Genomic DNA, 14,484 nt, shown 5'->3' with positions numbered 1-14,484 from the left:
TGGGTGCGGGGCCGCCGTTCCCCAGATCGGCGGCCCCGTCACATTTCCCTCCCATGTGCGAGAGCTGGCGGGCCGAGCGCTCCTCCCCCGAGGTGCCCGACCCGCCATGCCGGTGCACTTACCCCTTGCACCAGCGCCTGAGCTCCGCCCCCCGGTGGAGCTCCATGGCTTGTCTCTAGTGATGAGACGAAGGCGATGCCGATTCATTACGCGATTTCCCAGATTTTTTTCGAGGTTCTTCGCCGGATCCCCTCGATCTGCTCCTGATCAGGGGTTTATCGCGAGAAGAAGATTTGCATCCAGTTTCTCGGAAGGGGTGGCAAGGCTGAGAGATTGGAGAGAGAATGGAGATGACGCGTGATGAAAATGGGGTTCACGCGTCTCTTCATGTGGAGGCGCACTCGCCCTCCACGACAGATGGATGACAGTGGATCAGGACAGCACTTCGCACGAGGGAACGATTGCCGACGCCGATCTCGTCCTGCGCACCCGTTCGGGTGACGCAGCGGCATTCGGCGAACTCTGGAGGCGGCACTATCCCTCCGGCATGTCGGTCGCCCGATCGATCACGTCGTCGATCGACCCGGACGATCTCGTGCAGGAGTCCTACACCCGCATCTATCAGGCGATCATCAAAGGCGGCGGGCCCAACGGCTCCTTCCGCGCGTACCTGTTCACGAGCATCCGCAACACCGCCGCCGCGTGGGGCCGCTCTCGCCGCGAGTCGGCGATCGACGAGCTCGACAGCGTCGCCGACCCCGACAGCACAGACCAGGCGGCCAACGAGGCGCTCGATCGCAGTCTGACGGCACAGGCGTTCCGCAGCCTCCCCTCCCGCTGGCAGGAGGTGCTCTGGTACACCGAGATCGAGCAGATGAAGCCGCAGGAGGCCGCAACCCTTCTCGGCATGAAGGCCGGTGCCGTCTCGCAGCTCGCTTTCCGGGCGCGCGAAGGGCTTCGCGAGGCCTGGATCCAGGCTCACCTCCGCAGCGCGGCCGCCGGCTCCGACTGCCAGTGGACCATCGAGCATCTGGGCGCCTACTCACGAGGCAACCTCGGCACACGCGACCACAACCGTCTCGAGCAGCACCTCGAAGAGTGCGCACGCTGCATGATCGTCGCCGCCGAGGCGAAGGACGTGTCCAAGCGTCTGGCTCTCGTGCTGCTCCCGCTCGTCCTCGGCGTCACCGGTTCCGCAGGTTACCTCGCCACCCTGCAGGGCGGCGGCGCTCCGATCGTCGCGCTCGCAGCCATGCCCTCAGGCATCACCGAGGGTGCGGTCGTCGTCGCAGGACACACGACGGCGGCATCGACAGGCTCCTCGAGCGGTGCAGCAGGCGGCGGGGGTGCAGCAGGCGGCGGTGCGGCAGGCGGCGGCGGTGCGGCAGGCGGCGGAGCCGGCGGGATGGCCAGCGGCGGCATCTTCAGCGGTGTCGGTGCGCTCGTCGGAGCTGGATCGGCGGCTCTGGTCGTCGCCGGTGTCGTGGCGGCCGCCACGATCATCCCCGGCCTCACCGGCGCGTCACCGGCAGCATCGCTTCCGAGCGCCGGCGACAGCGACTCATCGTCGATCAGTGCCGACGTCGGACCCGACGAATCGATGTCCAACGACAAGAAGCCCATCGTTGACGACGCAGAGCCCGACCCGGTGCCGGTCATACCACCGCCCGTAGAAGCACCCGTCACCCCTCTGCCCGGGGAGGACATCGCACCCGCGATCGCCTCGCCTGCGGCACCGGTCGAGTCGCCCGCACCGACACCGCCCGCCCAGACACCGCCCCCGGTGACGGAAGAGCCTGACGACGAGACCCCCGGCGAGAACCCCGACGGCGAAACCCCCGGCGAGAACCCCGGAGAAAACCCCGACGGCGAGAACCCCGGAGAAAACCCCGACGGCGAAACCCCCGGCGAGAACCCCGGAGAAAACCCCGACGGCGAAACCCCCGGCGAGAACCCCGGAGAAAACCCCGACGGCGAGAACCCCGGAGAAAACCCCGACGGCGAAACCCCCACGGAACCGGCTGCACCGACGACGCCGATCGAGGTCAGCCTCACGAACATCTGTCTCGATGCGCGCGCCGTTACCTACGTGACCGTGGGCGTGACCGGTGAACCGGGCGCAGACATCCAGGCTCTGCTCGGCGGACACCACGGTGGTGCAGACAGCACCTCGCTGAGCGATGCAGGCACAGGCACGATCGGGCTGCGACCCGGTCTCGTGCAGATCGTCCTCAGCGCGAGCGTCGAGGTCCACTACGTGACAGCCGCCGGCCCGGCCCTGCCGGTGACCACAAGCCTCTCCGCACTCGGGGTGACCCTCGAATCCGTGCTCCTCGCGCCCTCATGCGGTGTACCGGCGGAGGATCCCACCGAAGCCGCACCCGCTGAGCCGACTCCGGATGACGCGATCGTGCCCGTCCCCGAGCCGACGGACGAGGCCGCACCCGCTACTCCGGTCGACTCTCCTGAGACGGATGTCCCGACCGAGCCCGTCGCTCCGACCGAGCCCGCTCCGCCGGTCGAGACAGCTCCGCCGGTCGAGACAGCTCCTCCGGCAGAGCCTGTGGTCGAGGAAGAGACCGCCCCGGCAGAAGAGGGCGCGCCCGTCGAAGAGACCGCACCCGTCGACGACGTCGCCCCGGCTCCGGACGAGGCCGCCCCCGCGCTCTGACCCGCCATCCGCGGCGAATAGACTGGATCCATGTCCCAGGATCCCGCCTCCGTCCCCGGCGTCGACCGCCCGAGCATCACTCCCCTCGACATCGTCCGATCGGTGGTCCTGATCGTCGCCGTGGGCACGCTCGCACTGTGGGGATTCGCTACATGGCCGTTCCCATGGAACGTGATCCTCGGGATCGGGGCTCCGATCGTCGTGATCCTGGTCTGGGCTCTCTTCCTCTCCCCGCGGCCCGTGCTGCGTCTGCACCCGTTCCTGCGAGTCGTCGTCGAGCTCCTGATCTACGTCGGCGTCACGATCGCCTGGTGGTTGATGGATCAGCCGATCATCGGCACCGCATTCGCCGTGGTCGCTGTCGGCGCCGGCGTCATGAGCGGGCGGCGTCGCATCCGATGAGCACGCTCGATCAGCTCGTCGCCGCGCTCGGCGACATCGTCGACACCGCCACCGCCACCCTCGAAGAAGCCCGAGCCGACCGGTCAGGGCATGCCGCTCCAGGTCGCCCGCTCGCAGTCGTGCACGCTGAGACCGTGGAGCACGTCCAGACCGTGATGCGCATCGCGACTGAGCACTGCACCCCGGTCGTCGTGCGCGGGGCCGGCACGGGTCTCGCCGGTGCGGCGAACGGCGGCGAAGGAGAGATCGTCCTCTCCACCCGCCGTATGACCGCTGTTCACGAGATCCGGGCAGACGACCTGCTCGCCGTCGTCGAGCCCGGCATCCTCAACGCCGACCTCAACGACCTGCTGGCAGAGCATGGACTCTGGTGGGCCCCCGATCCCGCGAGCCGTGCGATCTCAACCGTCGGCGGCAACATCGCCACCGGGGCGGGCGGGCTGCTGTGCGCGAAGTACGGCGTCGTGAAGGACGCGGTCCTCGGAGTCGACCTGGTGCTCGCAGACGGTCGCCTGATGCGCCTCGGCCACCGCAGCGTCAAGGGCGTCACGGGGCTGGACCTCACGTCGCTCGTGATCGGCTCGGAAGGCACTCTCGGCGTGGTCGTCGGCGCCACGCTGAAGCTTCGCCGGTTGGTCGAAGGAACCACGTGCACTGTGACGGCGATCTTCCCCGACGTGCGCGCAGCGGCTTCCGCATCCGCCGCCGTCACCGCCTCGGGTGCACAGCCGGCGATCATGGAGCTGATGGACTCCGCCAGCCTGGCCGCAGTCGCTGCCCTGCTGGAGCTGCCCTCCCCCGCGGCCGGAAGCGCTCAGTTGACGATTCAGACGGATGGCCCGGCCGCCGTCTCCGAGGCGACGACGATCGCGGAGATCCTGACGGCTCACCGCGGTGCGACTCAGGTGTCGCACGACCGAGACGAAGGCGAGCGTCTGCTGGCGATCCGCCGTGCCATGCACCCCGCGATGTCCGCTCTCGGCACGACCCTCATCGAAGACGTGTCCGTGCCGCGCAGCGCGATGCCCGCGATGTTCGACGAGATCGCCCGCATCGAGAAGGCCTACTCGATGACCATTCCCACGGTGGCGCACGCCGGCGACGGCAACCTGCACCCGAACTTCATCTTCGAGGGCACCGAGCCCCCCGCGGAGGTCTGGGCCGCCGCAGACGAGCTCTTCCGGGCCGCGATCGCGCTCGGCGGCACGCTGACCGGCGAGCACGGGATTGGAACGCTGAAGAGCCGCTGGCTGTCCGCCGAACTCGGAGAGGACCAGTGGGAGCTGCAGCGGCAGATCACCCGGGTCTTCGACCCGCTCGGGATCCTGAACCCCGGCAAGGTGTTCGCCCCCGATGCCTGACATCCACGTCAGTGCGGCGGTCATCGTCGATGACGCCGGAAGGGTGCTGGTGGTCCGCAAGCAGGGGACGACGCGCTTCATGCAGCCGGGCGGCAAACCGGAAGCCGGTGAGACGCCGTCGCAGACGCTGATCCGCGAGCTGCACGAAGAACTCGGTCTGCGACTCGACGAGGCCGACCTCGAGCCCCTCGGCACGTTCGTCTCCGAGGCGGCCAACGAGCCCGGGCACCGGGTCGTGGCCGATGCGTTCTCGGTCTCGATCGCCGCCGCAGAGGTGGCGGTGCAGGCCGAGCTCGCCGAGCTGCGCTGGATCACGCCCACCGACGCCGAGACGCTGCCCCTGGCGCCGCTCAGCCTCGAGCACCTGCTGCCGCTCGCCTGGCCTGCGACGCGCCCCTGAGAGCCGACGCACCCCTGAGAGCCGCTCGGATCAGATGCCCTGCCAGCTCGGCTTGTTGGCGAAGGTGTAGCGGTAGTAGTCGGCGAGTCTGAGGCGCGATGCCGCGGCTTCGTCGACCACGACGGTGGCGTGCGGATGCAGCTGGATGGCGGAACCGGGGAGGATGGCCGACAGCGGCCCCTCGACCGCGTTCGCGACCGCCTGAGCCTTGCCCTCGCCGAAGGCGAGCAGCACGAGGTGCCGAGCGCGCAGGATCGTGCCCAGACCCTGAGTGATGCAGTGCATCGGCACGTCGTCGATCGAGTCGAAGAAACGCGCGTTGTCCTCGCGGGTCTGCTCGGTGAGGGTCTTCACTCGCGTGCGCGAGGCGAAGGACGAGCCGGGCTCGTTGAAGCCGATGTGTCCGTCGGTGCCGATGCCGAGGATCTGCAGATCCACTCCGCCGGCCGCCTCGATGGCGGTCTCGTAGTCGTCACCCGCGTGCTGGATCGTGTCCTGCGCGCCGTTGGGCACATGGATCCGTCGCGGGTCGAGTCCGAGGGGCTCCACGACCTCGCGGGTGATGACCGAACGGTAGCTCTCGGGGTGAGCCGGATCGATCCCCACGTACTCGTCCAGAGCGAACCCGCGCACCTGCGAGACGTCGCGCCCCGCGAGCTTCTCGCGCAGCGCCTTGTACACAGGGAGCGGCGTCGAACCGGTGGCGAGGCCGAGCACGGCATCCGGACGCCCGTCGATCAACTCCACGATCTCGGCGGCGACCAGTGCGCCTGCTGCTTCTGCGTTCTCGACGATGACGACTTCAGCCATGGGAAACGATCTCCTTAGAGGGTGTGGTTGCACCGACGACCGCTGCCCCGAAGGCCGCAGCGGGAGAGCCGGAAGGAAGCAGTTCGATCCTGTCGTCCAGGTGCAGCGAACGCATGAAGGGCGATGCCTCTGCACCTGTCTGCAGGGCGCTGCGGATGCCCGAATAGAGCCTGTCTCCGAGCGAGGTGAGCCCGCCGCCGATGATGACGCGTTCGACGTCTGCGGAGAGCACCAGTGCCCGCACAGCTGCGGCCGCGCCGTGGAAGAGGTCGGCCCGCAGACCTGCGGCGCGCTCGTCTCCGGCATCGGCTGCGTCGAGGATGTCGCGCACCGGCAGCGCACCCGGTCGATCCCAGGCACGAGCGAGCGCACCTCCGCCGCAGAAGGTCTCGATGCATCCGCGCTGTCCACAGCCGCACAGCCGGCCGTTCGGGTCGACCGAGAGGTGCCCGACCTCGCCGGCGGTTCCTCGTGCGCCCCGCCAGATGGTGCCGTCGACGACGATGCCGGCGGCGACACCCGTGCCGAGGTTGAGGTAGGCCATGGAGCCGTCGATACCACGCAGCACCGCAGCACCGAGGGCTGCCGCCTTCACGTCGTTCTCGACGCGCACCGGGATCCCCAGCTGTCGGCCGGCGAGACCGGCGAGATCCAGCGACTCGACGCCCAGGTTCACCGCATGCAGGACTCGACCGGTATCCGCGTCGACCAGCCCGGGGATGCCGACGCCCACGGATTCGACGGCGGAGCGGGCGAATCCTCCCTCGACGGCGAGCGCGTCGACGGCGTCGAGGATGCTGACGACGACCGCCTCCTCGCCCCATCCCGTCGGTCGGCGCAGGCGCGCCAGGAGGTCTCCGTCCGGCGACACCGCTACGGCGTCGATCTTGGTTCCGCCGACATCCAGGCCCACTCGAATGGGTCGACCGGACAGGCCGACCGCGATCGCATCCGTCATCGGATGGAGCCCCTGCTCGTCTCCGGGTCGTGGGCGCTCTTGCGAACGAGGGCGCGGCTCACGAGACACCCAGCTGGCTGGAGAGCACCATCACGGCCGCGCCGCGCAGGACGATGTCTTCCTGGTGGGTGCGTCGGATGAGCGCGTCTTCGAAGACGCCCTCGAGCGTGCGCGCATGCAGGGTCTCGACAGCGGCGTCGATCAGCACTCCGTCGAGCAGGTCCTCCGGGCCCGAGAGCACGACTTCGGACAGATCCAGTGCCGCCACGATCGGGGCAATCGCGATGCCCATACGGGTGCCGGCATCGCGGAGGATCTCGTCTCGCGACTCGGGAGCGGCAGCGATCGCCGGGCGGAGTCTCGTCTCGCTCAACCAGGCTTCGAGGCATCCGTCCTTGCCGCACGCGCAGCGGGGTCCGCCGTCCGTGCCGACGACGACGTGCCCGATCTCGCCCGCCGCGAAGCGGCTGCCGAGAAGCGGCTGGCTGCCGGTGATGACTCCGGCTCCGACTCCTCGACCGATCTTGATGAGCATGAAGTCGGCCTTGGCCTCGCCGAACGTGTACTCGGCGAGCACGGCGGCGTTGGCGTCGTTGCGGACCAGCACCGGCAGGTCGAGGTCGATGCCGAGCTTCGCCTCGAGAGGCAGATTGCTCCACCCGAGGTTCGGCGAGCTGAGCACGACGCCGTCGGGGCGCACGACACCCGGGCTGCCTATCCCGACGCCGAGGATGGGCTGGGTGGCGGTCTCGGCGAGCGCGCGCGCCAGTTCGAGCGTGGCGGCGTAGGCGGCGTCACCGTCTGCGCTCTCGGGGCGCGGCACCTCGCGGCGCTCGAGCACGTCGCCGTCGAGACTGAGCAGAGCGCCCACGAACGCGTGGGGACCCGAGAGATCGAGCCCGATGATCTGATGGCCGACGCGATCGATGTCGATGAGGATCGGCGGCTTGCCCGGTCCGACCGTCTCGCGGACTCCCATCTCGACGACGATCCCGTCGGCGATGAACTCGGCGACGAGGTCCGAGATGGTGACCCGTGTCAGGCCGGTCTCTCGCGAGAGATCCGCTCGGCTCATCGCGCCGGAGTGATAGAGGGTCTGGAGAACGAGAGCACGGTTGTGCCCGCGAGCGTGCTCCGGGAGCACCTTCGATCGCGAGCGCAGGTGGCGCCCCGGGCCGAAGGCGTGTGCGCTCGCGGCGACGTAATCTGGCGACGTCGAAGGACGCGATCCATCCGATACGGACATGTTTGTTAGTAGACCTTACGAACAAAAATTTCGCAACCCCTGGCTCAGTTAGCACAGGGAGGGTTACGGAAACGTTACATTATGCCGAGAGTACCCCGTCTGGGGTGCTGCGAGGCCCGGTCAAGCCCTCCACGAGGCCGGCCACGATCTCCTCTCGCGCCTCTCGAGTGAGAGGCTTCCCCGGCACTCCAGGACGCCTCTGCGCCGGCGTCGGACCGTCGAGAGGACGATACCGCACCCCCGACGCGGTGAGGCGTCTGAGGTGGGTCGGGAGCCTGCGGGCGAACTCCTCGTACTCGGGGGGATCGCCACCATCCCACAGCCGCTCGGCGATCGCCGCGAGACGGGGGAACATGGCGAAGTCGACTCGGTCTCTCGTCGGGAGGTGCTCGGTCCACACGTTGGCCTGCCCACCGGACGCGCCGTCCTCGACGCGCAGCGCATATGCACGCTCGATCGGCAGTGGCGGCCCCACCCGGATCGGCTCCTCCCCCGACTCCGACTGGGGATAGTCGAGATACACCTCGAGGTCGGGACACGCGATCACGGGAATGCCACGCCGCAGCGCCTCCCGCATGGCGACAGGGCCGCGCCAGGCGAGGACCTGCACCCCGTCGGGGACGTCGCCCTCGAGCACCTCGTCCCAGGCGAGGGCTGTGCGTCCGCGGCTGCGGACGTGCGCCACGAACTGACTCGTGAACCACGGCTGCACGTCATGCGGAGTCGCGAGACCGAGCTCGCGCATCCGCTCGCGCGCCACCGCGCTCTCGGCCCACTCCGTCACCGGGACCTCGTCACCCCCGATGCCGATCCACGGCGACTCGAAGAGGTCGCAGAGCGCGTCGATCGCGGCTCGCCCGAAAGCGAGAGCGTCATCCGTCGGCGCAAGCGTCCGCGGGTTCACTCCGAAACGTGACCACGGTGCGACGACGGGCTCGCCCACGTCCGTGTTGCCGAGCTCGGGATAGGCGGCGAGCCCGGCCTGGATGTGCCCTGGCAACTCGACCTCCGGCACGACCGTCACGAATCTCTCGGCAGCGTAGGCGACCAGGCCGCGCAGCTGGGCATCTGTGTAGTGCCCCTCGTGCAGCCCTGTCTCGACCGTCGCCCGAGGCCCGTGGCCCCGCTGCGTCTCCCCGCGGCGAGCGCCCACTTCGGTCAGACGCGGGAACCCCGGCACCTCGAAGCGCCACCCCTGATCGTCGGTGAGGTGCAGGTGCAGGTGCGTGAGGTGATGGTCGGCCATCAGATCGACCAGTCGCTCGAGATCCTCGACGGGGCGGAAGTGCCGTGCGACGTCGAGCATCACTCCCCGCCAGGCGTAGGCGGGCGCGGACTCCCAGACCCCCGCGGGGATCCGAGCTCGATCAGCGCCCGGTTCGCGCAACTGCCTCAGCAGGGTGACGCCTCGGAACACACCTGCCGGGCCGGCACCGGTGACGTCGATCCCCTGGGCGACGACCGTCACCCGGAAGGCTTCGTCGCCCACCCGCTCTCGGGCGAACGGCTCGTCGGCGAGAGACTCGTCGATGCGCAGCGTGATCGCGGGGGTCGAGTCCGATTCCTCGGGAGGTCCGCCGAGACGGGACGCGCTCCCGGCGAGTGCAGCAGGAGCGATGACGGGCGTGCGGACCGTCCAGTCGAAGGGCGCAGCGGCCGGGTCGATCACCGAGCGGATGTCCGGGACGGGCGCGCGATGCGCTGCGGGAGTCATCGTCAGAGCACTGCCGGGGGTCTCGCCGGACACGCGCCCCGCGATCACCACCGGCACACCGCCGACGAGCACCTCGTCGATCCCGATCGGCGCCCGGTGCGGTGCATCGAACGTCGCGCCGGCCGCGACGGTCTCGGGATCGAACAGCACCAGATCGGCTGTCGCGCCCTCGCGGATCACGCCGCGTGGTGCGTCGCCGCGGTCGAGGCCCAGCCGCATCGCCGGCGTGCCGGAGAGATGCCGAACGGCCTGTTCGAGGGAGAGGACCCCGAGCTCACGCACGTAGTGCCCGAGATAGCGAGGGAAGGTTCCCCGACCCCGCGGATGAGGTCGCGCACCGATCAGGATGCCGTCGCTGCCGCCACAGTGCCGCGGGTGCCGCATGATCGCGCGGACGTTGTCCTCGTCGCCGATGTGCATCAGGATGCCGGTCGCACCGCCGTCCGCGAGAATCGTGTCCAGCACGACGTCGACGGCGCGTCTGCCTGACGTCGAGGCGATCTCGTCGACGGTGCGCCCTACGAGGTCTGCGAGCGCGGGCGAGGAGGTGCCGGAGATCTGGATCGCCGACCAGTCTGCGCGTTCACCGTGGAATCCGTCGCAGCCGGTCTCCTCGAGCTCGACGCGCACGGCCTCGCGCCCTCCCTCATCGAGAGCGGCGATGGTCGCCAGCAGGTCTCCGCTCTCTGCGAGCCTGCTCGGCAGCAGCGCCGCAAGGGTCGTGGCGCCGGGAAGATAGGGGTAGGTGTCGAGAGTGACGTCGACGCCGTCCTCGAGTGCCTCGTCGACGAGTGCCAGCAGCTCCGCCGCCCGCCCGCGGTTCGGTGCGAAGTTCATCGTCGCGTGCGTCAGATGGATCGGACACCCCGTGCGGCGACCGATGCCGAGGGCCTCACGATAGGCGTCCAGGGCTCCGCCGCCGTAGCTCCGGGTGTGCGGTGCCCAGTATCCACCGCGTTCTGCGACGACGCGGCAGAGTGCCTCCAGCTCGGCGGTGTCGGCATACATCCCCGGGGTGTAGGTCAGTCCGCTCGACATTCCGAACGCCCCCGCGTCGAGGGCCTCGCCGAGAATGTCGGACATCGCCGCGATCTCCTCGCGGGTGGCCGCGCGGTTCTCGTGACCCACGACCATCATCCGCAGGTTGCCCTGCGGCACCAGAACGGCGGCGTTGCCCACCGAGACCCTGTCGATCGCGTCGAGGAGGTCGTTCATCGAACGCCATGGAACGGCGGACGGCGTGCCGTTCCAGCCGGCGATCTGAGCGGGGATCACAGTTGCCGTCGCATCGTCGAGCGGCGCGTAGCCGAGTCCGTCCTGGCCCAGCACCTCCGTCGTTACGCCCTGCAGGATCTTGGCGTCGTGCGCTGCGCCCTGCAGCACGGCCAGCTCACTGTGCGCATGCATGTCGATGAACCCGGGCGCGAGAACCCGCCCCGCGGCGATGATCTCCACCGCATCCGCCGGCAGCTCCAGATCGGTCCCGTCGCCTTCGCGGATCACTGCCACGATCCGCGATCCCTCGACGGCGACATCGGCGACGAACCTCTCTGCGCCGGTTCCGTCGACCACCGTGGCGCCTCGGTACACCCGCACGGGCTTCTCGGCGCTCAGAAGCATGTCGCCACCGCTCCGATCACACGCGGATCGGCGGCATCAGGGTCGTCGATCACGGCCACCACACGCCACTTGTCGAAGGCAGTGCACGGGTGCGACAGCCCGAGCCGCACGACGTCGCCCACAGCGACCTCTGCCCCGTCAGCGAGATCGAGGAACGCGTGCTGATCATTGAGCGCAGTGATCCGCCCGCCGACCGATTGGGGCACGGGCAGGTCGAGGTCGAACGGCACGTCGCGGCGCCCCGCGTCCAGGAGCGCGAGTCTCTCCTCGGGCTGGGATACGACACGCGACCAGGCGTGCATGGCGGACCGCAGCCGCTCCGTGGATGTCAACGGTCCGAACGGCGACATGCGCGAGTAGAAGCCGTCGTCATGGATCTGGAACGCCCCCGACCGCAGCACGATGTCGGCATCGCCCCGGTGCGGGGCCAGTATCGCCGCCGCTCGGTCGGGGAACGCGCTGCCCCCTGCGCTGAGCACGGGGCGCACGCCGGGCGAGTATGCGAGACGCCGGTGCAGTTCGACCAACGTCGACAGGTACGCGTCGACCGCAGCGATCGACTCGTCTCCCCGGTCGGGACCGAAAGGACCCTCGTACCCCGTGACGCCGGCGAGCCGGAGACCGGGTGCCGCGAGGATCGCCTGGGCGATGCGCTCGCCCTCCTCGACGCTGCGTGCACCGGTGCGACCTCCCCTGCCACCGAGCTCGACGAGCACGTCGAGCTCGCGATCGGCGCCCGAGAGAGCGTCTGCGAGGATGCCGACGGTACCTACGGAGTCGGCCCAGCACAGAATCCGGAGATCGCGATCCGCAGCGAGCAGTTCGCCCAGATGACGTGCCGCGGCTCCATCGGTGACCGAGTTCGCGATGAGCACGGTGGAGACCCCTGCCTCGACAGCGACCTCGGCCTGCCACGGCGTCGCGACCGAGATGCCCCACGCCCCCGCATCGAGCAGCCGCTGCCAGAGCGCCGGCGCCATCGTGGTCTTGCCATGCGGAGCGAGGAGGACGCCCTGTTCCGCCGCCCACGCGAAGACGGTCGATTCGTTGTGCACGAGCGCTGCCTCATGGACTGTCAGCACCGGAGTCACGAGGTCGGACACGTGCAGCCCCGCCCCGGCGACCTCCGAGAGTCGGAGCCCCGCGGATCGCGGAGGGAAACCCTTCGCCCAGGTGCCGAGAACAGGATCCGGGATTTGTAGAGGCATCTAACAAGGCTACTAGGCTGGGATCATGACCGCGAAGATCCGAGTGTCGACCGACGCCGCCCCCGCCCCCGCCCACACGTTCTCGCAGGGCATCCGCAAGGGGCCGATCGTGCAGGTCTCCGGGCAGGGCCCCGTCGATCCCGAGACGAACGAGTATCTCTTCCCGGGCGATGTCGCGGCTCAGACCACGCGCACCCTCGAGAACGTCAAGGCGATCGTCGAGGCCTCGGGTGCGACGTTCGAGGATGTGGTCATGCTGCGCGTGTATCTGACCAAGCGAGAGGACTTCGCGATCATGAACGACGCATACGGCGCCTTCGTGACCGCGCACACGCCCAGCGGCGTCCTGCCGTCGCGCACCACCGTGTTCACGGGCCTCCCGCGCGAGGAGATGCTTGTCGAGATCGACGGCCTCGCGGTCGTCACCGACTGACGCGAGCACCGTTTCCACAGGTCCACGGACCGTTGCCTCCCCGTTATACGCGATCGCGTAGCATATCGGTAAGGACACGTGAGAAACCGGGGGGTGATGTTCGTGACCGATCTGATCTCAGCGCAGGATGCGAAGACCGAGAAGCTGACCGAGGCGACCGCCTCCGGTGACCAGCTGCAGACCGTCGCGCCCGCCGGCTCCGGTGACGCACCCACAGACTCCCAGCCGCCGAGCAGCGGCGACCAGCAACTCGCCTGGGCACCGAACGAGCCCGCCCCCAAGAAGAAGCGTCTCGGCCTGTGGATCGGCCTCGGCGTCGGGGCCCTCGCCATCGGCGCAGGCGCCGCATCGATGATCCTGATCGCCCCTGGCACCACGGTTGCCGGGATCCCCGTCGGCTGGCTCACGCCCGGAGCCGCCGCCGACACCATTCAGAGTCACGTCGCCGAGACCGAAGTCACTCTCACCGGAGCCGGCGACGACGTCGTGCTGACCGGAGCCGACCTGGGGGCCGCGATCGACGCGGACGCACTCGCCGACCAGGCCTTCGCCGAGCGACCGCTCTGGAACATCGGCGCCTGGATGGGCGAACCCGTCGCCGCCGACATCACCATCGACCCCGCCACAGCGGAGTCCGCACTGCGCGAGGCAGTGCCGACGAGCTTCGAAGATCCGGTCGACGCCGGCGTCGTCTTCGACGCCGCAGGCGGTGGCTATGCGATCACGCCGTCGGCGACGGGCACTGCCGTCGACGTCGACGGCCTCACCGCCGCCATCGTCGCCACGATCGCGGATGGCGGCAAGAGCCTCGAGTTCTCCGGCGGTCCGGCCGAAGCCGCCCCCGCCGTCACCGACGAGGACGCCACGACCTTCGCCACCTCGCTGAACACGATGCTCGGCTCGATCGGCTTCTACATCGGCGAAGAGCGCACTGTCCCCGTCGACCCGGCCACCGCATCGACCTGGTTCTCGGTCGTGGACGACGAGGGTGAGCTGAGCATCGTCGCAGACGAGGCGGCGATCCAGACGACGATCGACTCCCTTCCCGCTGCCGTCGATCGCGCCCCTGTCAACGCGACGAACATCGTCGACTCGGCCGGCAAAGTGCTCCGCACCGTCGCCGAAGGCACCAACGGCCGCACGATCGGCGACACCTCGACCCTCGCATCCGATGTCGCTGCGAAGGTGGAGGCCGGAGAGGGCGTCTTCCCGATCGAAGTCGCCGAGACCCCGTTCGAATCGGTCAACCTGGTGCGCAAGATCGATGTCGACCTGAGCTCCCAGACGGCGACCCTCATCGAGAACGGCGCAGTCGTCCGTTCGTGGGCGATCTCCTCGGGCAAGAGCGCGACGCCCACCGACACCGGCAACTTCAGGGTGTACGCGCATGTGCGCGAGCAGACGATGAAGAGCCGCGAACCGGACGGGTCGATCACCGAGACGCCGAACGTCCCCTGGGTCACGTACTTCAACGGCGACGAGGGCTTCCACGGCACCTACTGGCACAACGACTTCGGCAACCCCCGCAGCCACGGTTGCGTGAACATGCCGATCGACGTCGCCAAGTACGTCTACGAATGGTCCCCTGTCGGCCTCGAGGTCGCGGTCCACTACTGAGCTTCGTCCCCGGCTGAGCGGGCGGTACGCCTCCCGCGACAGAC

The 14,484-nt window shown here is 69.2% G+C and carries 11 protein-coding genes; 6 read left to right on the top strand and 5 right to left on the bottom strand.

The window, feature by feature from the left end; translation table 11 throughout:
* The first annotated feature begins 421 nt into the window (after nt 1-421).
* Genes ACZ0AA_RS00330 through ACZ0AA_RS00315 form a run of 4 tightly spaced genes read left to right on the top strand, consistent with a single transcriptional unit; the run spans nt 422 to nt 4,834 of the window.
* Complete coding sequence (locus ACZ0AA_RS00330) at nt 422-2,671, top strand: sigma-70 family RNA polymerase sigma factor (RefSeq protein WP_463511823.1); 2,250 nt, start codon at nt 422-424, stop codon at nt 2,669-2,671.
* Between the two features lie 30 nt (nt 2,672-2,701).
* The gene (locus ACZ0AA_RS00325) at nt 2,702-3,073 is read left to right on the top strand and encodes a YrdB family protein (RefSeq protein ID WP_463511822.1); all 372 of its coding nucleotides are present in this window, start codon (nt 2,702-2,704) and stop codon (nt 3,071-3,073) included.
* The gene (locus tag ACZ0AA_RS00320) at nt 3,070-4,434 is read left to right on the top strand and encodes an FAD-binding oxidoreductase (protein ID WP_463511821.1); all 1,365 of its coding nucleotides are present in this window, start codon (nt 3,070-3,072) and stop codon (nt 4,432-4,434) included. The genes ACZ0AA_RS00325 and ACZ0AA_RS00320 overlap by 4 nt, the downstream gene beginning before the upstream one ends.
* Nucleotides 4,427-4,834 carry an NUDIX hydrolase gene (locus ACZ0AA_RS00315; protein ID WP_463511820.1) on the top strand — a complete coding sequence of 136 codons (408 nt, stop codon included), beginning with the start codon at nt 4,427-4,429 and terminating at the stop codon, nt 4,832-4,834. Before ACZ0AA_RS00320 ends, ACZ0AA_RS00315 begins: the two co-directional genes overlap by 8 nt.
* A 30-nt stretch (nt 4,835-4,864) precedes the next feature.
* Here ACZ0AA_RS00315 and nagB read toward each other — a convergent pair whose 3' ends face one another.
* The 5 genes from nagB to ACZ0AA_RS00290 all read right to left on the bottom strand — a co-directional run bounded on the left by nagB (nt 4,865) and on the right by ACZ0AA_RS00290 (nt 12,390).
* Nucleotides 4,865-5,644 (bottom strand): glucosamine-6-phosphate deaminase, encoded by a 780-nt coding sequence (nagB, locus tag ACZ0AA_RS00310; protein ID WP_400861716.1) that lies wholly within the window; start codon nt 5,642-5,644, stop codon nt 4,865-4,867.
* On the bottom strand, nt 5,637-6,602 hold the full coding sequence (locus ACZ0AA_RS00305) for an ROK family protein (RefSeq protein WP_400861718.1): 966 nt from the start codon (nt 6,600-6,602) through the stop codon (nt 5,637-5,639). The genes nagB and ACZ0AA_RS00305 overlap by 8 nt, the downstream gene beginning before the upstream one ends.
* 58 nt (nt 6,603-6,660) lie before the next feature.
* Nucleotides 6,661-7,848 carry an ROK family transcriptional regulator gene (locus ACZ0AA_RS00300; protein ID WP_042539314.1) on the bottom strand — a complete coding sequence of 396 codons (1,188 nt, stop codon included), beginning with the start codon at nt 7,846-7,848 and terminating at the stop codon, nt 6,661-6,663.
* Between the two features lie 79 nt (nt 7,849-7,927).
* On the bottom strand, nt 7,928-11,182 hold the full coding sequence (locus ACZ0AA_RS00295; RefSeq protein ID WP_463511819.1) for a family 20 glycosylhydrolase: 3,255 nt from the start codon (nt 11,180-11,182) through the stop codon (nt 7,928-7,930).
* The gene (locus ACZ0AA_RS00290) at nt 11,173-12,390 is read right to left on the bottom strand and encodes an alanine racemase (protein ID WP_463511818.1); all 1,218 of its coding nucleotides are present in this window, start codon (nt 12,388-12,390) and stop codon (nt 11,173-11,175) included. The genes ACZ0AA_RS00295 and ACZ0AA_RS00290 overlap by 10 nt, the downstream gene beginning before the upstream one ends.
* Nucleotides 12,391-12,415: 25 nt before the next feature.
* Between ACZ0AA_RS00290 and ACZ0AA_RS00285 the strand changes: the two genes are divergently transcribed.
* Nucleotides 12,416-12,823, top strand: a complete 408-nt coding sequence (locus ACZ0AA_RS00285) for a RidA family protein (protein WP_463511817.1) — start codon at nt 12,416-12,418, stop codon at nt 12,821-12,823.
* A 96-nt stretch (nt 12,824-12,919) separates the two neighbouring features.
* Nucleotides 12,920-14,440: a L,D-transpeptidase family protein gene (locus tag ACZ0AA_RS00280; protein ID WP_463513802.1), complete on the top strand. Its 1,521-nt coding sequence runs from the start codon at nt 12,920-12,922 to the stop codon at nt 14,438-14,440.
* Nucleotides 14,441-14,484 lie beyond the last annotated feature (44 nt).

This window comes from Microbacterium sp. AC035, assembly GCF_979258485.1.
Note: the sequence above shows the minus strand (reverse complement) of the source record. Positions and strands in the feature narration are given on the sequence as shown.